This window comes from Leptothrix mechoopdaensis (SeqCode), from assembly GCF_053893855.1.
Genome location: NZ_CM132699.1, coordinates 2,240,188 through 2,258,640, shown reverse-complemented (window position 1 = coordinate 2,258,640; position 18,453 = coordinate 2,240,188). Strand labels below are relative to the sequence as shown.

At 73.3% G+C, this 18,453-nt stretch carries 16 protein-coding genes; 12 read left to right on the top strand and 4 right to left on the bottom strand.

All coding sequences use genetic code 11. From position 1 onward, the window contains the following. Positions 1-9: 9 nt before the first annotated feature. Complete coding sequence (locus ACWA7K_RS09960; RefSeq protein ID WP_456168086.1) at positions 10-1,239, bottom strand: acyl-CoA dehydrogenase family protein; 1,230 nt, start codon at positions 1,237-1,239, stop codon at positions 10-12. 107 nt (positions 1,240-1,346) lie between these two features. Then, positions 1,347-2,084: an ATP-binding cassette domain-containing protein gene (locus tag ACWA7K_RS09955; RefSeq protein WP_456168084.1), complete on the bottom strand. Its 738-nt coding sequence runs from the start codon at positions 2,082-2,084 to the stop codon at positions 1,347-1,349. A gap of 164 nt (positions 2,085-2,248) precedes the next feature. Between ACWA7K_RS09955 and ACWA7K_RS09950 the strand changes: the two genes are divergently transcribed. From ACWA7K_RS09950 to ACWA7K_RS09925, 6 genes are all read left to right on the top strand, one after another. Then, positions 2,249-3,655 (top strand): TolC family protein, encoded by a 1,407-nt coding sequence (locus tag ACWA7K_RS09950; RefSeq protein ID WP_456168082.1) that lies wholly within the window; start codon positions 2,249-2,251, stop codon positions 3,653-3,655. A 47-nt stretch (positions 3,656-3,702) separates the two neighbouring features. Beyond that, on the top strand, positions 3,703-4,965 hold the full coding sequence (locus tag ACWA7K_RS09945; protein ID WP_456168080.1) for an efflux RND transporter periplasmic adaptor subunit: 1,263 nt from the start codon (positions 3,703-3,705) through the stop codon (positions 4,963-4,965). Positions 4,966-4,973: 8 nt separating this feature from the next. Further along, on the top strand, positions 4,974-5,759 hold the full coding sequence (locus tag ACWA7K_RS09940) for an ABC transporter ATP-binding protein (protein ID WP_456168078.1): 786 nt from the start codon (positions 4,974-4,976) through the stop codon (positions 5,757-5,759). Next, the gene (locus tag ACWA7K_RS09935; protein ID WP_456168076.1) at positions 5,756-6,976 is read left to right on the top strand and encodes an ABC transporter permease; all 1,221 of its coding nucleotides are present in this window, start codon (positions 5,756-5,758) and stop codon (positions 6,974-6,976) included. Before ACWA7K_RS09940 ends, ACWA7K_RS09935 begins: the two co-directional genes overlap by 4 nt. Positions 6,977-7,072: 96 nt before the next feature. Beyond that, positions 7,073-7,795: a response regulator gene (locus tag ACWA7K_RS09930; RefSeq protein ID WP_456168074.1), complete on the top strand. Its 723-nt coding sequence runs from the start codon at positions 7,073-7,075 to the stop codon at positions 7,793-7,795. Further along, the gene (locus tag ACWA7K_RS09925; protein ID WP_456168072.1) at positions 7,792-9,186 is read left to right on the top strand and encodes an ATP-binding protein; all 1,395 of its coding nucleotides are present in this window, start codon (positions 7,792-7,794) and stop codon (positions 9,184-9,186) included. Before ACWA7K_RS09930 ends, ACWA7K_RS09925 begins: the two co-directional genes overlap by 4 nt. A gap of 15 nt (positions 9,187-9,201) precedes the next feature. On the opposite strand, the gene ACWA7K_RS09920 is transcribed toward ACWA7K_RS09925, so the two are convergent. Continuing rightward, positions 9,202-9,693: a hypothetical protein gene (locus ACWA7K_RS09920; RefSeq protein ID WP_456168070.1), complete on the bottom strand. Its 492-nt coding sequence runs from the start codon at positions 9,691-9,693 to the stop codon at positions 9,202-9,204. A gap of 126 nt (positions 9,694-9,819) precedes the next feature. Between ACWA7K_RS09920 and ligA the strand changes: the two genes are divergently transcribed. The 4 genes from ligA to ACWA7K_RS09900 all read left to right on the top strand — a co-directional run bounded on the left by ligA (position 9,820) and on the right by ACWA7K_RS09900 (position 15,732). Next, positions 9,820-11,892, top strand: coding sequence for an NAD-dependent DNA ligase LigA (gene ligA / locus ACWA7K_RS09915; RefSeq protein WP_456168068.1), 2,073 nt, complete (start codon positions 9,820-9,822; stop codon positions 11,890-11,892). 49 nt (positions 11,893-11,941) lie between these two features. Further along, positions 11,942-13,657 carry an ExeA family protein gene (locus tag ACWA7K_RS09910; RefSeq protein ID WP_456168066.1) on the top strand — a complete coding sequence of 572 codons (1,716 nt, stop codon included), beginning with the start codon at positions 11,942-11,944 and terminating at the stop codon, positions 13,655-13,657. Positions 13,658-13,660: 3 nt separating this feature from the next. After that, positions 13,661-14,407, top strand: coding sequence for a general secretion pathway protein GspB (locus ACWA7K_RS09905; RefSeq protein ID WP_456168064.1), 747 nt, complete (start codon positions 13,661-13,663; stop codon positions 14,405-14,407). Positions 14,408-14,559: 152 nt separating this feature from the next. After that, complete coding sequence (locus ACWA7K_RS09900; RefSeq protein WP_456168062.1) at positions 14,560-15,732, top strand: DUF2235 domain-containing protein; 1,173 nt, start codon at positions 14,560-14,562, stop codon at positions 15,730-15,732. Positions 15,733-15,742: 10 nt separating this feature from the next. On the opposite strand, the gene ACWA7K_RS09895 is transcribed toward ACWA7K_RS09900, so the two are convergent. Continuing rightward, complete coding sequence (locus tag ACWA7K_RS09895) at positions 15,743-16,633, bottom strand: plasmid replication/partition related protein (RefSeq protein WP_456168060.1); 891 nt, start codon at positions 16,631-16,633, stop codon at positions 15,743-15,745. Between the two features lie 71 nt (positions 16,634-16,704). On the opposite strand from ACWA7K_RS09895, the gene ACWA7K_RS09890 reads away from it, so the two are divergent. After that, positions 16,705-17,496: an endonuclease/exonuclease/phosphatase family protein gene (locus ACWA7K_RS09890; protein ID WP_456168058.1), complete on the top strand. Its 792-nt coding sequence runs from the start codon at positions 16,705-16,707 to the stop codon at positions 17,494-17,496. Between the two features lie 48 nt (positions 17,497-17,544). Next, on the top strand, positions 17,545-17,940 hold the full coding sequence (locus ACWA7K_RS09885; RefSeq protein WP_456168056.1) for a YkgJ family cysteine cluster protein: 396 nt from the start codon (positions 17,545-17,547) through the stop codon (positions 17,938-17,940). The last annotated feature ends 513 nt before the right edge of the window (positions 17,941-18,453 follow it).

Here is an 18,453-nt window from a genome sequence, read left to right as displayed (position 1 = left end):
GCGCGGTCGTCAGAGGCTCGCGGCGGCCCGCTTGCCCAGCTCCAGCTTGGCGATGGCGCTGCGGTGGACCTCGTCCGGGCCGTCGACCAGCCGCACCGTGCGTTCGTGGGCATAGGACTCGGCCAGCCAGAAGTCCTGGCTGACACCGGCCGCGCCATGCGCCTGGATGGCCCAGTCCAGCACCTGGCAGGACACGTTCGGCGCCACCACCTTGATCATCGCGATCTCGCTGCGGGCGGCCTTGTTGCCGGCGGTGTCCATCTTCCAGGCCGCATGCAGCGTCAGCAGCCGGGCCTGGTCGATCAGGCAGCGCGACTCGGCGATGCGTTCATGCCAGACCGACTGTTCCGACAGCGCCTTGCCGAAGGCGATGCGGCTGCGCAGCCGGTCGACCATCAGCTCCAGCCCGCGTTCGGCCGCGCCGATCGAGCGCATGCAGTGGTGGATGCGGCCCGGTCCGAGCCGGCCCTGCGCGATCTCGAAGCCGCGGCCTTCGCCGAGCAGGATGTTCGAGGCCGGCACGCGCACGTCGTCGAGCACGACCTCCATGTGGCCGTGTGGCGCGTCGTCGTAGCCGAACACGCTGAGGTGACGCAGCACCTGCACGCCCGGCGTGTCGCGTGGCACCAGCACCATCGACTGCTGCTGGTGGCGGGCCGCGTCCGGGTCGGTCTTGCCCATCACGATGAAGATCTCGCAGTGCGGGCTGCCGGCACCGGAGCTGAACCACTTGCGGCCGTTGATGACGTAGTCGTCGCCGTCGCGGCGGATGCTGCACTGGATGTTGGTCGCGTCCGACGAGGCCACCGCCGGCTCGGTCATCAGGAAGGCCGAGCGGATGTGGCCTTCGAGCAGCGGCGTCAGCCAGCGCTCCTTCTGGGCCTCGGTCGCATAGCGCGCCAGCGTTTCCATGTTGCCGGTGTCGGGCGCGTTGCAGTTGAAGACCTCGGCCGACCAGGTGACGCGGCCCATCACCTCGCACAGCGGTGCGTAGTCCAGGTTGCTGATGCCGCCGTGGCCACGCCACTCGTGCGGCAGGAACAGGTTCCACAGCCCGGCCTCGCGGGCCAGCGGCTTCAGCTCCTCGATCAGCGGGCTGACGATCCACGGGTTGCCGGCCCGCCGGGCGGCGTCGATCTCGGCGGCGTAGCGGCCCTCGTTCGGGTAGATGTGGCGCTCGTAGAAGGCGTTCAGCCGTTCGAGCAGGTCGCGGGTGCGGGGGGACGGTTCGGTCAGCATGTCGGGGCTCCCGCCGCCTTCTCACGAGGCGGCTGACCCGGATTGCAGCACCTCGTCCGGCGCCTGTCGGTCGCGCAGGCGACGCGGCCGTGCCCTGCCTGACGGTTTCACGCCGCCGCGCCGGCCGGCCAGGTGAACTCGCCGTCGGCCAGCGCGGCCAGGCGCGGGTGCTCGGTCACCACCAGCAGGGCGGCGCCGTGGCCGGAAACCGCCTCGTGCAGGGCGTCTCGCACGCGGCTGACGTCGTCGTCGTCCAGACCGTGTTCGGGGCGGTCGATCAGCAGCACGCGCGGGCGGTGGATCAGCGCGCGCGCCAGCAGCCCCAGCCGCTGGGCGCGTCCGGGCAGGAAGGCGGCCTGCACGTCGGCCAGCGCGCCCAGGCCGAGCCGGACCAGCGCGGCGTCGGCCTGGGTCAGTGCCTCGTGCGGTGGCAGGTGGTGCAGCAGCAGCGGGACCATCAGGTTGTCGCGCAGGCTCAGGTGGGCGCGCAGCCGGTCGCTGCGGCGCAGCACCGCGACCTCGCGCTGGACCTTGTGGCGCCGGTCGGCTTCGGCCAGCGACCAGATCTCTTCGCCGCCCAGCCAGCAGCCGCCGTCGATCGGTGGCATGCGGCCGGTCAGCAGGTCGGCCAGCCGTTCGACGTCACCGGGCGCCAGGCCGCGCAGGCGCACCGCCTCGGCGCTGTCGACCCGCCACATCAGCGGGCCGCCACGGGCCTGCAGGTCGACCAGGATCAGCGGCTCGTGGCGCCAGTGGCGGTGGATCGGCTGCAGGCGCTCGGCCGGCGGCGGGCCGGGCGGCTGGTAGGGCAGGGCGGTGGCAGTCAGGGCCAGGGCGGGGTTCATCGCGGCTCCGTCGGGTGGGGATGCGCCAATCTAGGCAGCCGGCCGCCCCGCCATGTTTCGCCCGATGCGCCGCGCGTGACGCCGCGTGACACGGACATGCGCGGCGTCACCGCAGCGCACGCGGGCCCCCTGCAGCCCGGCCGGCGCGCCGCGACGATGGCGTCATGCCGACTCACACCACGTCTTCCGGGCGACCGTGCCGCCGTTCCGGCCGTCCTGCCCGTCTGGCGGGCGCACTGGCGCTCGTCTTCGCCGCGCCGGCCGCCTTCGCCGCCGCCGGCACCTGTTCGACCCCGACGGACCTGCCGCTCGAACCGCGCGCCGCCGTCGCCCGGGCGCTCTGCGACAGCCCCGAGCTGCGCGCGGTGCAGGCCCGTGTCACGCGGGCCGGTGCCAGCCGCGACGAGGCTGCCGCCGCCAGCGCCGTGTCGACCCAGCTGGGTGTCTCCGGCCTGGCCACGCAGGACCTGGGCGGCGGTCTGGCCCGCAGCGACAGCCGGGTGCTGTGGCCGTCGATCGGGGTCAGCCGCACGCTCTGGGACCAGGGCCGCACGGCGCAGGCCGTCGCGCAGGGCGACCTGCAGATCCAGGCCGAACGCACGGCCGCCGAGGCGCGCGCCCGCAGCCTGGCCGACGAGACGCTGACGCGCTACTTCGAGCTGCTGTCGGCGCTGGTCCGGCTCGACGCGGCGCGCCTGTCGGCCGAGGTCAGCCGCAACAGCCTGCTGCTGGTCGACGCCCGCCTGAAGGCCGGCCTGGCGACCCGTGTCGACCGCCTGAGCGCGGAGTCGGCGCTGGCCGAATCGGTGCGCCAGGTGCGCGAGATCGAGGCCGACAGCCAGCGCCTCGAAGGCCAGCTGGCGCGGCGGCTGGGCCTGCCGGTGCAGATCGGTTCGATCCGCCTGCCGGTCGGCCTGCTGGCCGGTCGCGATCCGGCGATCCGGCTGGTCGACGAGCCGCCGGCGGTCGACATCGCCATCGCCCGCGCCGAAGCGGCCGACCCGACGCTGGCCGAACTCCGCCTGCGTCTGGATGCCGCCCGCGCCGCCGTCGAACGGGCGCGGCTGGGCAATGCCTGGAATGTGCAGGCCAGCCTGTCGACGGGGCCGCGGGCCCAGGGCGGCAGCGCGCTGGCCGGCACGGCGCTGCGCTGGCACAGCGAGGCCAGCCTGAGTGCCAGCCGCACGCTCGGCGACGGCGGCGCGCAGGACGCCCGGCTGCGTCAGGCGCTGGCCGATGAAGACAGCGCCCGCATCGCGATCGAGCAGCAGCGGCTCGACCTGGACCAGTCGTCCTGGCAGCGCTGGTCGCGCCGCGTCCAGGCGGTCGACGCGCTGCAGGCCCGCGAACAGGCCTGGCGCGCGGCCGTCGCGGTGGCCGAGGCGCGGGCGCGCCAGTACGAGGCCGGCGCCGGCAACCTGTCCGACCTGCTGGCCGCGCAGGCCGACATGGCCGCCAAGCTGAGTCTGCATGAAGCCGCCCAGGTCGAGCGTGTCGCCGCCGAGGCCGCGCTGGCGCTGGTGCTGGGCGAGCTGGACGGCCTGCTGGCCGAAGCGACGCGGCCGTCCTGACCCAGACCCTGACGCAGACCCGAACCCGTCATGAGAAAGACATCGCCATGAACCCCAACCCGAGCTCACACGACCCGTCGGCGCCGTCCGACACCTGGCGCCGCCGCCTGCTGGCGCTGACGCTGCTGGCCGCCGGTGGCGCCGCCCTGCTGCTGGCGCTGGTGCTGCGGCCCGAGGGCGATGCGGCGGCGGCGACCTCCGCGCCGAACGCCGTCCCGACCACCAGCCGCTGGATGACCCAGACCGTCGAGACCGGCGACCTGCAGCGCGCCGTCACCGCCACCGGCACGCTCAACGCGGTCAACCTGGTGCAGGTCGGCAGCCAGGTGTCGGGCACGATCAAGGCGCTGCACGTCGACTACAACAGCCCCGTCAGGCGTGGCCAGCTGCTGGCCGAGATCGACACCGCCGCGCTCGATGCCGACCTGGCCTCGGCCAGCGCCGCCCGCGACAGCGCGCAGGCCGGCGTGACGCTGGCGCGCAGCCAGCTCGAACGCGAACGCTGGCTGCTCGACCAGGGCCTGATCAGCCAGAGCCAGTACGACCAGACCCGCCAGCAGCACGACAGCGCCCAGGCCCAGCTGCGCCAGCAGGAGGCGGCGCTGGCGCGGGCCCGCAACGCCCGCAGTCATGCCGAGATCCGCTCGCCGGTGGCCGGCACGGTGGTGTCGCGCGACATCGCGGTCGGCCAGACGCTGCAGGCCTCGTTCGCGGCGCCGACGCTGTTCCGCATCGCCGAGGACCTGCGCGAGATGCAGATCGAGGCCAGCGTGGCCGAGGCCGACATCGGCCTGGTGCAGCCCGGCCAGACGGTCACCTACACGGTCGACGCCTGGCCGGACGAGACCTTCGAGGGTCGCGTCGTGCAGGTCCGCAACAACTACGCGGTGCAGCAGAACGTCGTCACCTACACGGTGGTGATCCGCACGCGCAACGAGGCCCTGCTGCTGCGCCCGGGCATGACCGCCTACCTGCGCATCGAGGCCGGCCGTCGCCAGGCCGTGCTGCGCCTGCCGAATGCGGCGCTGCGTTATCAGCCGAGCGCGGCGGCGGTCGGCAACGCCGCGGCGACCGGTGCGACCGGTGCGGCCGGCACGGCCGTGCCGCGTTCGGTCTCGACCGTGTGGCTGCTCGCGCCCGGTGCCGCCGCGCCGCAGGCCGTGCGCGTGCGCACCGGCCTGAGCGATGGCCGCTGGACCGAGCTGGTCGAGGTGCGCGAGCCGGCCGGGCTGGCGCTGAAGGCCGGCGATGTGCTGGTGATCGGCGAGCCGCCGAAGGCCGACGGCTTCGCGCCGCCGAAGCTGCTGTGAAGGCCGCCATGTTCCCGTGCCACCCGCGCCAACCGCGCCAGCCCGACTTCGGCCCGACGCTGCAGCTCGACGAGACCGACCCGCCGCCGCTGGTCGCCTGCCACGGCCTGTCGCGCCGCTACCGCATCGGCGAGACCGAGTTCGTCGCCTTGCGCGGTGTCGACCTGGTCGTGCCGGCGGGGCAGTTCGTGGCCATCACCGGGGCGTCCGGTTCGGGCAAGTCGACGCTGCTGAACCTGATCGGCGGGCTGGACCGGCCGAGCGCCGGCCGGGTCGAGATCGAGGGCGTCGACTTGGCCCGCCTGGACGATGCCGCGCTGGCCGATTGCCGCAACCGCCGCATCGGCTTCGTGTTCCAGCAGTTCCAGCTGCTGGGCCGCGACAGCGCGCGCCGCAACGTCGAACTGCCGATGCTGTATGCCGGCTGGGATGCGGCCCGGCGACGCGCACGTGCGCTGGAACTGCTGGCGCGCTTCGGCCTGGCCGGCCATGCCGACAAGCGGCCGTCGCAGCTCAGCGGCGGCCAGCAGCAGCGGGTCGCGATCGCCCGGGCGCTGGCGCTGTCGCCGCCGCTGATCCTGGCCGACGAGCCGACCGGCGCGCTCGATTCGGCCACCGGCGCCGAGGTCATGGCCGTGCTGCGCGGCCTGTGCCGCGACGAGGGCCGCACCGTCGTGATGGTCACGCACGACGCGGCGCTGGCCGCCCGCACCGACCGGATCGTGCGCTGCGCCGACGGCCGCGTGGTGGCCGATGACCCCGTGCGGGCCGACGCGCTGGAGGCCACGTCATGAACCTGCGCACCTTGCTGGCCGAGGCCTGGCACGCCCTGCTGGCGCACCGGCTGCGCTCGCTGCTGACGATGCTGGGCGTGGTCATCGGCGTGGCCTCGGTGATCATGATGCTGGCCATCGGCGAGGGCTCGCGGCTGAGCGTGGCCCGGGCGATCGGCAAGCTCGGCACGAGCCAGCTGATGGTGATGCCCGGTGCGCCGCGTGGCGGCGGCGTGCGCGGTGCCGACGGCGCGATGCCGACGCTGACGCTGGCCGATGCCGACGCGATCGGCGAGCTCTACAGCGTCGAGGCCGCCGCCCCGGTCACGCAGGGCAGCGTGCAGGTGATCGCCGCCGGTGCCAACAAGAGCACCACGCTGACCGGCACGACGCCGGCGTGGTTCGCGATCCAGCAGGTCGACCTGACCGAGGGCCGCGCCTTCGATGCGGCCGAGGTCCGCACCGGCGCGAACGTCGTCGTGATCGGCCCGACCGTCCGCCAGGCCCTGTTCGGCGATGCGCCCGCGCTGGGCGCGACGCTGCGGGTGCAGCGCCAGATGCTGACCGTCATCGGCGTGCTGAAGGCGCGTGGCCAGGGCTTCGGCGGGCAGGACCAGGACGACGTGCTGCTGGTGCCGGTGACGACCGCGCAGCGCCGCCTGTCGGGCGTGTCCTTCCCGGGCAGCGCCGGCATGGTGGTGGTGGCGTCGCGCCTGCCGCAGCAGAAGGGCTACACGCAGTCGGAGATCGAGTCGCTGCTGCGCCAGCGCCACCGCATCGCCAGCGGGGCCGAGGACGACTTCAGCGTGCGTGACCTGTCGGCGCTGGGCGAGACGCTGGCCTCGACCTCGCGCGTGCTGTCGCTGCTGCTGGGTTCGATCGCCTTCATCTCGCTGGGCGTCGGCGGCATCGGGATCATGAACATCATGCTGGTCAGCGTCAGCGAACGGACCCGCGAGATCGGCCTGCGCAAGGCCCTGGGCGCACGCCGTGCCGACGTGCTGCGGCAGTTCCTGGTCGAGGCGGTGCTGCTGTCGATCGGCGGCGCGGCGGTCGGTGTCGCGTTGGGCACCGGCGTGGCGCTGGCGCTGCGCGCGGGCGGCATGTCGGTCGTGTTGCCGGTCTGGGCCTATGCGCTGTCGGTCGGCGTCGCGGCGGCGACCGGGCTGCTGTCGGGCGTCTGGCCGGCCCGGCGGGCGGCGGCGCTGTCGCCGGTCGAGGCCTTGCGACAGGCCTGAACGCGCCCCCGATGGCCCGGAACCTGCGTCGACTTTGCCTATGCTCGCGGCCTGCGCCGCACCGAACCCGTGGATCCCCGAACCCTGATTGGCCCGATGAACACGAGCTCCCGCCCCTATCACCTCTATGTCGTCGAGGACGATGCCGCGCTGCGCGACATGCTGGCCGGCTACCTGGAGAAGCAGGGCCTGGTCGTCACGACCATGCCCAGCGCCGAGGACATGCTGCACCGCATCCACCGGCTGCGCCCGGACCTGATCGTGCTGGACGTCGGCCTGCCCGGCCTGTCGGGCCTGCAGGCCTGCCAGCGACTGCGTGCCGAAGGCGACCGCGTGCCGGTCATCCTGCTGACCGCGCGCAGCGAGGAGGTCGACCGCGTGCTGGGGCTGGAGATGGGCGCTGACGACTACCTCGTCAAGCCGTTCTCGGCCCGCGAGCTGCTGGCGCGCATCCATGCGGTGCTGCGCCGGGCCGTCAACCCGCCGGGCGCGACGGTGGTGGCGCGCGACGCCGTGCAGATCGGCGACTGGTGCTTCGAGCCCGGCACGCGCAGCCTGCGTCGCGGCGAGGAACTGCGTGTGCTCAACACCGTCGAGTACGCGCTGCTGGTCGAGCTGACCGGTCATCCGGGGCTGACGCTGTCACGCGAGCGGCTGCTGGCGGCGTCGCACAGCCGCGAGGACGCGGTGGCGCTGCGGGCGATCGACGCGGCCATCATGCGGCTGCGCAAGCTGCTCGAACCCGAGCCGGCGCAGCCGCGCCACATCCAGACCGTGCGCGGCCTGGGCTACATGTTCGTGCCGGCGGGGGGCCGATGAACACGGGGCCGGCGGCCACGCCGCGTTTCTCGATCGTGCGGCGGCTGACGCTGCTGGTCGTGATCGGCAGCCTGCTGTGGCTGCTGCAGAGCGCCTGGGTCACGCACCGGCTGCTGCAGCCGGTCGGCGACGAGATGGCGACCGGCATCGCGCAGCACCTGACCGCCGCCCGCGACGTGCTGCGGGCCCTGCCCGAGGACCAGCGCGAGGCGATTGCCGGCTCGCTCGGCGGTGGCCGGCTGGAACTGGCGCCCGATGATCCGGCCGACCCGCGCGGCGAGGACCTGACGCGGCATTTCGGCCGCTTCCCGCCGCCGATGATGCGCACGCTCGTCGAGGCGGTGCCTGCAGACATCACGCTGGCCTGGAACCCGCCGCCCGAGCCGGGTGCTCGACCCGACCCGGGTGTCCCGCCGGGCTGGCCGCCCGACACGCTGGTGCGGGCCCGCTTCGAGGTCGACGGCCAGCTGTGGCGGGCCGACGTGATCGGCGAGCCGCCGTCGCCGCTGACGCCGCTGCTGTCGATGCTCGGCGTCTTCACGCTGCTGGGCGGTGGGGCGGCGCTGGCGATGGCGATGGGCGTGCGCTGGATCACCCGGCCCCTGGCCCGCATGGCCGAGGCGATGGCGCGGCAGGACGGCCGGATCGAGCCGATCCACGACGACCCGGCCACCGGCCGCGAGCTGCAGCAGGTCGTGCATGCGTTCAACACGATGGTCGAGGCGGTGCGCCGCCAGGAACGCGGCCGGCGCGACCTGCTGGCCGGCCTGTCTCATGACCTGCGCACGCCGCTGACCCGCCTGCGGCTGCGGGCCGAATGCGAGGCCGAGCCGGCCACCTATGCCGCGATGACGCGCGACTTCGACGCGCTGGCCCACATCATTCGCCAGTTCCTGGCCTACGCGCAGGGCGACGGCGCCGCCGCGCTGGGCCGCCTTCGGCCGATCGACGAACTGGTCCGTGACAGCACCGCACCGCTTGCGGACCGCGACACCGGGACCGAGGTCCGCGTCGAGATCGTCGGCGGCGGCTGGTCGGACTGGCGCCTGCCCGATGTCGAGATCGGCCGGGTGCTGGACAACCTGATCGGCAATGCGATCGACCACGGCCGCAGCCCCGTGACGGTGCGGCTGGCGCCGGTCGGCATCGACCCGTCGACCTGCCTGCTGAGCGTGCACGACGGCGGGCCGGGCATCCCGGCCGAGACCTTCGACCAGGCGCTGCAACCCTTCGTGCGGCTGGGTGCCGATGCCGGCCAGATCGGCCATTGCGGGCTGGGCCTGGCGATCGTCCAGCGGCTGGCCACGCAGCTGGGCGGGCGGGTCATCCGTCTCGGGCCCGAGAGCCCGAATGGCTGGGGCGTGGGCGTCGTGCTGATGAAGGACCGCTGAGGCGGCGCCAGCCGCTCAGGGCGAGAACGGCACCGTCAGCTGCAGGCCCAGACGGCCGGCCCGCAGGCGCAGCGCCATCTGCGTGCCGCCCGACATCTGCCAGCGCAGCATCGAGCCCAGGCTGGTGCGCGCGGGCGGTCCGGGCGGTGTGGCGAGCGGGTTGGCCGACGCGCCCGGGCCGCGTTCGACCGTGATGCCGCCGTCGGCCTGGCGCAGCACCCGGCGCACCGGCAGCGGCAGGCGGTCCTGCAGGTCGACATAGGCGTAGAGCCGCTCCTGGCCGGCATCGGCCGACAGCAGCGTGCCGACCTCGATGCCGCGCCGGTGCGGCGGGCCGAGGTGCATGCGCCAGCCGGCGGCGTTCGACGACATCGCGGGGCCCGCGTCGACGACCACGTCCTGGGATCCCGCCAGCTCCGCCCGCACGCCGGTGGCTGCACCGAGCAACAGTCCGATCAGGCCGGCATGGCAGATCAGCAGGGCGTGGGGGCGGGATGCATGGGCCATGCGGGGACTCCGGCGGGGCTGCGTTGATCGGTTTTCGGCAGCGGCCGGACGGGACTGGAGGCCCTGCGTGTAAGCCGCCGTCGCGGCTTGTCAGCAGTCGTAACGGCCGGTCGATAGACTTCCGGGATGCCCGAATCGACCCAGTCCCCCGCCGAGCGCGCCGCCTGGCTGCGCGCCACGCTGCAGCGCCACGCCCATGCCTATTACGTGCTGGACGCGCCGACCCTGCCCGACGCCGAATACGACCGCCTGTTCCAGGAACTGCAGGCGCTGGAGGCCGAACACCCCGCGCTGCGCACCGCCGATTCACCGACCCAGCGCGTCATCGGCCAGGTGCTCGACGGCCTGGCGCCGGTGCGGCATGCCGTGCCGATGCTGTCGATCGAGACCGAGACCGACACCACCTCGCAAGGCGCCATCGCCTTCGACGAGCGGGTGCGTTCGGCGCTGAAGCTGACCGAGGCCGACCCGCCGGTGCGTTACGCCGCCGAGCTGAAGTTCGACGGTCTGGCGATCAACCTGCGCTACGAGGCCGGCGTGCTGGTGCAGGCCGCCACGCGCGGTGACGGCGAGACCGGCGAGGACGTCACCCAGAACATCCGCACGATCGGCCAGATCCCCCTGCGCTTGACCGGTGTCGACGCGCCGGTGGTCGAGGTCCGCGGCGAGGTCTACATGCGCCGCGACGACTTCGAGCGGCTCAACGAGGCGCAGCGCCAGAAGGGCGAGAAGACCTACGTCAACCCGCGCAACACCGCCGCCGGCGCGGTCCGCCAGCTCGATCCGGCCGTGACGGCGCAGCGCCCGCTGAGCTTCTTCGCCTACGGCCTGGGCGACGTGCAGGGCTGGGACATCCCGCCGACCCATGCCGGCCTGCTCGATGCCTTTGCCGCGATGGGCCTGCCGGTCTGCGCCGACCGGGTCGTGGCCGAAGGGGCCGACGGGCTGGTCGCCTTCCATGCCGCGATCGGCGCCAAGCGCGACGCGCTGCCGTTCGACATCGACGGCGTGGTCTACAAGGTCGACGACCGGGCGCTGCAGCAGCAGCTCGGCTTCAAGACCCGCGAGCCGCGCTGGGCGGTCGCCCACAAGTACCCGGCGCAGGAGCAGATGACGCGGCTGCTGGCCATCGACATCCAGGTCGGCCGCACCGGCAAGATGACGCCGGTGGCCAAGCTTGATCCGGTGTTCGTCGGCGGCACCACCGTCAGCAACGCCACGCTGCACAACGAGGACGAGGCCCGCCGCAAGGACGTGCGGGTCGGCGACACCGTCATCGTGCGGCGTGCCGGCGATGTCATCCCCGAGGTGGTCGGCGTGGTGCTGGAACGCCGGCCCGACGATGTCGGCGAGCCCTTCGACCTGTATGCCCGGCTGGGCGGCAAGTGCCCCGTCTGCGCCAGCCCGATCGCCCGCGAGGAAGGCGAGGTCGACTGGCGCTGCAGCGGCGGCCTGACCTGTCCGGCACAGCGCAAGCAGGCGCTGCTGCACTGGGCCGGGCGGCGGATGATGGACATCGAGGGCCTGGGCGACAAGGTGGTCGACCAGCTCGTCGACAGCGGCCTGATCCGCACCTTGCCCGAGCTCTACAAGCTCGGCGTGGCCAAGCTGGTCGAGCTGGACCGCTACGGCGAGAAGAGCGCGCAGAACCTGGTCGCCGCGCTGGAGGCCAGCAAGCGCACGACGCTGGCGCGTTTCCTGTACGCGCTGGGCATCCGCCACGTCGGCGAGGCGACCGCCAAGGATCTGGCGCGGCACTTCGGCGCGATCGACCGGATCATGGACGCCACCGTCGAGCAGCTGCAGGCGGTGCGCGACGTCGGCCCGGTCGTGGCGCAGAGCCTGCGCGCCTTCTTCGACCAGCCGCACCACCGCGAGGTGGTCGAGCAGCTGCGCGCGGCCGGCATCAGCTGGGACGAACACGATGGCAGCGCCGAGATGGACGCCTCGATGCTGCCGCTGGCCGGCAAGACGCTGGTGCTGACCGGCACCCTGCCGACCCTCGGCCGCGACGAGGCCAAGGACCTGGTCGAGGCGGCCGGCGGCAAGGTCGCCGGGTCGGTGTCGAAGAAGACCAGCTGGGTCATCGCCGGGGCCGAGGCGGGCAGCAAGCTCGACAAGGCGCGCGAGCTGGGCATCCCGGTGCTGGACGAGGACGGCTTGCGTTTGCTCCTGAGCGGTCAGACGCCACAGGTCTGAGGCTGCGCTCGCTCAGGTTTCCCGCAGGGTCGCCGTTATTCTCAGGATCATGTACGCGTCCTTCTTCGGCCTCCAGCACGAACCCTTCTCGATCGCGCCGGATCCGCGCTTCCTCTACATGAGCGAGCGCCACCGCGAGGCGCTGGCGCACCTGATGTTCGGCATCCGCGGCAACGGCGGCTTCGTGCTGCTGACCGGCGAGATCGGGGCGGGCAAGACGACCGTCTGCCGCGCCTTCCTCGACCAGGTGCCGGCCGAATGCGAGGTCGCCTACATCTTCAACCCCAAGCTGACGGTGCACGAGCTGCTGAAGGCCGTGTGCGATGAGTTCGGCATCACCGCACCGGCCGCCGGCACGCCGGGCGTGACGGTGCAGGACTACGTCGAGCCGCTCAACCGCCACCTGCTGGCCACCCATGCAGCGGGACGCAAGAGCATCCTGATCATCGACGAGGCGCAGAACCTCGAACCCGAGGTGCTGGAACAGCTGCGCCTGCTGACCAACCTGGAGACGGCCGAGCGCAAGCTGCTGCAGATCATCCTGATCGGTCAGCCCGAGCTGCGCGACATGGTCGCCCGGCCCGAGCTGGAACAGCTGGCGCAGCGCATCGTCGCGCGTTGCCACCTCGGGCCGCTGAACGCGACCGAGACGGCGCAGTACGTGCTGCACCGCATGCGCGTGGCCGGGCTGGGGGCGGCGTCGCCGTTCACCGCGCGGCAGCTGGTGCAGATCCACAAGCTCACCGGCGGCGTGCCGCGCCGCATCAACCTGCTGTGTGACCGGTCCCTGCTGGGCGCCTATTCGCGCGGCCAGGCCCAGGTCGACGGCACCGTGGTGCGCAGCGCGGCCCAGGAGGTGTTCGACCAGCGTCGCCTGCGGCTCGCGCTCGAACGCCGCGACGTGCGCCGCCAGCTGCTGTGGGGCGTGGGCATCGCGGTCGTCGCGGTCGGTGTCGGCTTCTCGCTGTCGGCCTGGCAGCACGCGTCTTCCAGCCGGAGCGAGCTGGCGATCGGGGCGGCGGCGACGTCGGCCCTCTCGGTCACCTCGACGAACGCGGCGACATCGGCGACGGCCGGTCCGGGCCTGGCACTGTCCGCCACCTCCACCGGCTCGCAGGCGTCGGACGCCGGTAACGCGGCGCCGGTCCGCGAACTGCCGCCCGGTGTTGCGCTGGTCGGCTGGACCGACGAGGCCGCCGCGCTGCGCCAGCTGGCCCGCCAGTGGGGCACCGAACTGGCAGCCGGCGAAGGCTGCGAGACCGCCCGCCGGGTGGGTCTGCCCTGTTACCGCACCCACGCCAGCCTGATGCTGGCGCGCCAGCTGGATCGGCCGGCGCTGATCCGCCTGCCGACCGACGGCGGCGCGACCAGCCTGGCGCTGCTGCTGGGCATCGACGAGCAGCAGGCCCTGCTGCAGACGCCTGACGGCCGCGTGCGCCTGCCGCTGGTCCAGCTGGCGACGCAGTGGCGTGGCGACTACCTGACGCTGTGGAAGGCGCCCGACGGCCTGGCCGGCGGCGGCCTGCAGTCGACCGCCGTGCAAGCCTGGCTGGACGGTGCGCTGCAACGCCTGCCCGGTCTCGCCGAGGTGGCGCCCCATGCCGGTCCCGAGGCGCGCCTGCAGGCCCGACTGCAGGCCTTCCAGGTCACCCAGGGCCTGCAACCGGACGGCAAGGCCGGACCGGTCACGCTGATGCGGTTGAACCAGGCGGCCGGCGTCGCCGAACCGCGGCTCGAACGAGTCCTCGCGTCAGGAGGGCGCTGAACCATGTCCATCGTCCTGGATGCCCTGCGCAAGGCCGAGGCCGAACGCGCCCGCGGCGAGGTGCCCGGCCTGCACAGCACCGCCGCCCCGGCCGCCATGCCCTTGCCGACGCCGACCGGCATCGGCGTGCCCTGGGGCTGGATCGCGGCCGGCGCTGGCGCGCTGCTGGCGCTGATCGCGCTGGTGATCGGTGCCGGCGCCTGGTGGCGCTGGGTGCAGTCGGGCGTCAACGCGGCCGAGCCGGCCTCGCCGCCGAGCGTGTCGACGGCTCCGGCGACGCCAGCGGCTCCGGCGGCGGCCGTCGTGATCGCACCTGCGGCCCCGGTTGCGGCGCCGGTCGCAGCCCCTGCTGCGGTCGCAGCGGCGCCGGTGGTCGCGGCGCCGGTCGTCAAGGCGAACGCGGCGCCGACCGTCGCGAAGGACGTGGCGCCGGCTGCGTCCGCGCCCGCCGTGGCGCCAGCGCCCGCCGCCAGCCCGGTCGCCACACCCGTTGCGGCCGTTGCCACACCGCCGGCCGACGGCCGCCCGGTCGCGCTGGCCGACCTGCCCGACGAGGTCCGCCGCGAGCTGCCCGCGCTCAACGTCGGCGGCCTGATCCAGATGGACGACCCGCCGCGCCGCAGCCTGATCATCAACGGCGGCATCGTCATGGAAGGCGAGGCGATCCAGCCCGGCCTGCTGCTCGAACGCATCGGCAACGGCCAGGCCGTCCTGCGCTACAAGGGCTGGCGGGTGCTGCTGGCCATCTGAAGGCGGGTCTGAAGGCGAGTCTGAAGGCCGCCCTGACGTGACTTCCTGCGCCGCCGGCCCGGTGGCGCGACCCGGTCGACCCCGGCGCGTGTTGACGCTGGCACCGGCCCGGCGCGACAGTGCGCGGGACCGATCGAACAGGAGGACGACCGATGGCCAAGACCCTGGTGTTCTGTGCCGATGGCACCTGGAACGGACCCGACGACGACGATGCGCCCAAGGCCCACGCGTCGGTCGACCCGAGCAGCTCCGGCCCGGAGGGGCCCGACGAGACCGAACGCAAGTCCGACGGCCTGACCAACGTCCTCAAGCTCTACCAGGCCTTGCCGGGCGACACCGTCGACGGCGACGACCCGGAGGCGCTGGAGCAGGAGAAGGTGCTGCGGGTCGACGGCGTCGAGGTCCAGCGCGCCCGCTACATCCACGGCGTCGGCGATGCCGGCGGGCCGGTGACCTCGGTGCTCGGCGGCACCTTCGGCGCCGGGCTGATCGGCCGCATCGTGCGCGGCTACACCTTCCTGTCGCGCCACTGGCAGCCGGGCGACGCGATCGTCATCGTCGGCTTCAGCCGCGGCGCCTACACCGCCCGCGCGCTGGCCGGTCTGGTCGCCGGCCAGGGCCTCCTGCGCCCGGCGCTGACCGAGCCGAAGGAGGCCGCCTATGAGGCCGGCGCCAAGGCCTGGTACCTCTACCGCAAGAACCGCAGCCTCGACCTGGACTGGCGCGCCCGGCTGGCCGAGTCGGTGGCCCACATCGGTGCCTTCTTCAGCCATGACGACCTGAAGCCGTCGGACTTCGTCGAGGTGCCGTCGATCCGCGCGGTGGCCGTCTGGGACACCGTCGGCGCGCTCGGCCTGCCGGCCTACCAGGGCGATGCCCGCAAGGACCGCTACCAGTTCGCCGACAACCGCCTCAGCGCCAAGGTCGAACGGGGCCTGCACGCGGTCGCACGCGGCGAACGCCGGGTCGACTTCACGCCGTCGCTGTGGGAGGCCGGTCACCCGGGCATCGTCCAGATCCAGTTCCCCGGTGCCCATGCCGACGTGGGCGGCGGCTATCCGGCCGGCGTGGAGAGTGGCCTGTCCAACATCGCGCTGAACTGGATGGCGGGCGAACTGCGCGCGCTCGGCGTGCAGGTGCGCGACGACCTGGCCGACCTGCACCCGGGCGATCCGCTGGCCCCGGCCCACAAGCCGTGGGAGGCGGCCATGTTCCGCTACTCGGCCAAGGCCGAACGGCCGCTCGACGCCCAGGGCGTGCCGCGCCACCCGTCGGTCGACGAGCGCATCGCGGCCCTGGCCGGCAAGCCCGAGCCGTACGCCTGAGGCTGGCCGATCAGGCCGACCGGTACGCCGCCAGTTCCTGCTTCAGCGCGGCGTTCTCGGATTCCAGCTCGGCGATGCGCGCGCGCAGCACCTCGACCGAATCGGGCGCAGTCATGGCCGCATCGGCCGCATCGGATGTTTCGGCCGCGTCCTCGCGCGGCTTGCGGCGGGCCTCGCGGGCGCGCTTGGCGGCCTGCTTGAGCTCATCCTTGCCCCCGCTGGCGGCGGCCACCTGCTCCTCGGCCGGCAAGGTCGCCACGGCGGCGGCGGCGCTGATCGACAGCTCGCCCGCGCGCACGGCGGCGACCACCTCGGGGGCGGCCTGCTGGTGGATCTTCTCGATCATCGCGACCTGCGCGGTGCTCAAGCGTGCGGCTCGGGCGAGTTCCTCGCGGCTCTTGAGCGCGGACGGCGCGATCGGGGCGGCGGTGGTTGCAGACGATGCGGTCGATGCGTCGGCCGCAGCCGGCGGCGCGCCGTCGACGTCCCACGGCGCCTCGTCGGCCGCCGCGGCGGATGTGGACGACGCCGCTTCCTGCAACTGCCGCTCGCGCCGCGCCGCGACGATCTGGCGCTGGCGCAGGGCCAGCTCACCGCGCTGGAAATCGGTCAGGCTGCGGCGGCCCAGGTGCTGCTCGATCATCCACAGCTTGACGTCCTCGACCGAGCGGAAGCGCGTGTTCTGGACGGTCCGGAACGGCAGCCCGTGTTTCTGGCAGATGCCGTAGCGGTTGTGGCCGTCGACCAGCAGCTCGCCCCACAGCACCAGGGCATCCCGGCAGCCTTCGGTGACGAGGCTGCGTTCCAGCGCGTCGTGTTCGTCCGCCGTCAGCGGGTCGATGTAGGCCTGGATCTCGGGGTCGATGACGATGCGGGGGGCGGACGTGGACGTGTCGGACATGGGGCGGCCGGGGAGGGCGTAGGCGGAAGGGCGCGGATTCTAGGGGCCGGCTCCTTGCGCAGAATCGGCCGATGCGCGTGATCCACCTGAACCTCTGCGACGGCTGCACCGGCGACCCCGGCCGGCTCGACCGCATCGGCGCCTGGCTGGCCGGCCAGCACGCCGACGTCGTCACCTTCAATGAACTCAACGGCTGGCAGCAGCCCGATGTAGGCGGCGGACGGTTGATCGACGCCATCGCGCGCCGCTGGGGCTGGCCCGAGTCCCGCATCGGCGCGGTGCCGCACAGCGACTACCCGGTCGGCGTGATGTCGCACCGGCCGATCGAAGCGGCCGAGACCGTCGGCGCGCCGTTCCACCACAGCCTGCTGCAGCTGCGCATCGGTGGCCTGCACGTCTGGGTCGCCCACCTGACGCCGGTCGACGCCGTACGGCGCCTCGACGAAGCCCGCTGGATCGCCCGCGCCGCGACGGCGCTGCAAGCACCGCTGCTGCTGATCGGCGACCTCAACACGCTGACGCCGCTGGACGAGCCGGCGCACCGCCACGCCGGCCTGCGAGACCGGCTGCAGGCCGATGCCGCCCTGCGACGCAAGTTCCTGCGCCCGGACGGCGAGATCGACACCGCACCGATGCAGGCGCTGCACGCCGCCGGTCTGGTCGAACTGCGCGCACCCGGCATCGACCAGACCAGCGTGCCGACGCCCTGGAACCGCGACGCCGCCCACGCCGCGCCGATGCGCCTGGACCACGCACTGGCCAACGCCGCGCTGCTCGGTCGCCGGCCGAGGGCGCACATCGCCGACGGGCCGGACACGGCGATGCTGTCGGACCACCGCCCGGTGATCGTCGAGATCGACTGAACGGCGATGATGTCGGCCCGCGCCGAACCCCTTGTCATCGCCTGTCCCATGCGCTCGCCCATCTCCATCGTCGACGTCGACCGCCCGGTCACCTGGACCCGCTACCGCAAGGGCCTGTGCGACGACTGCGCCGCCAACTGCTGCACGATGCCGGTGGAAGTCCGCCTGCCCGACCTCGTCCGCCTGGGCCTGGTCGACGCCTTCGAGGCCGAACACGAGGAAGCCCGCCTGATCGCCCGCCGCCTGGTCAAGTCCCGCCAGGTCGAGCGTTACCACGCCGGCTCCGGCATCTACACCCTGGCCCGCCGGGCCAATGGCGACTGCCAGCTGCTCGACGCGCTGACCCGCCGCTGCACCGTCTACGACCGCCGCCCCGACACCTGCCGCAAGCATCCGGAAGTCGGTCCGAGGCCGGGGCATTGCCCGTATGGGCGGCGCGCTTGAGCGCCGGCATGCGCGCCAAGTGCGTCGCCGGAGGGCGACGAGGGCTGGGGCGTGGGTGGTGGCGTGGGTGCGCCGGGACAGGTCGCTGACCCCCTCCCCCGGGGACCGGGGTACTCCCCCTTGGCAGGGGGAGAGTGGAATGCAGCACTCTCATCGCGGTGGCCGTTCTCGGTCAACTCTCCCCCTGCCAAGGGGGAGTCCCCGCCAGGGGGAGGGGGTTCGTGCCCCCGCTCGGTTCTTCGTGCGAGAGCCCGTCGGACACCGGCGGTGTCCGACCTACCGGGGGCCTAGATCCAACGGACATGGCACCGTTTCACGTCGCCCTCCGGCGACGGACTTGATGCGCGTGGGAGTGGCGAGGGTTCGCCTGGACAGGTCGCTGACCCCCTCCCCCGGTGGCCGGGGTACTCCCCCTTGGCAGGGGGAGAGTTGAAGATGAAGCGCGCGTCGACGATGCAGTGCACAACCAACTCTCCCCCTGCCAAGGGGGAGTCCCCGCCAGGGGGAGGGGGT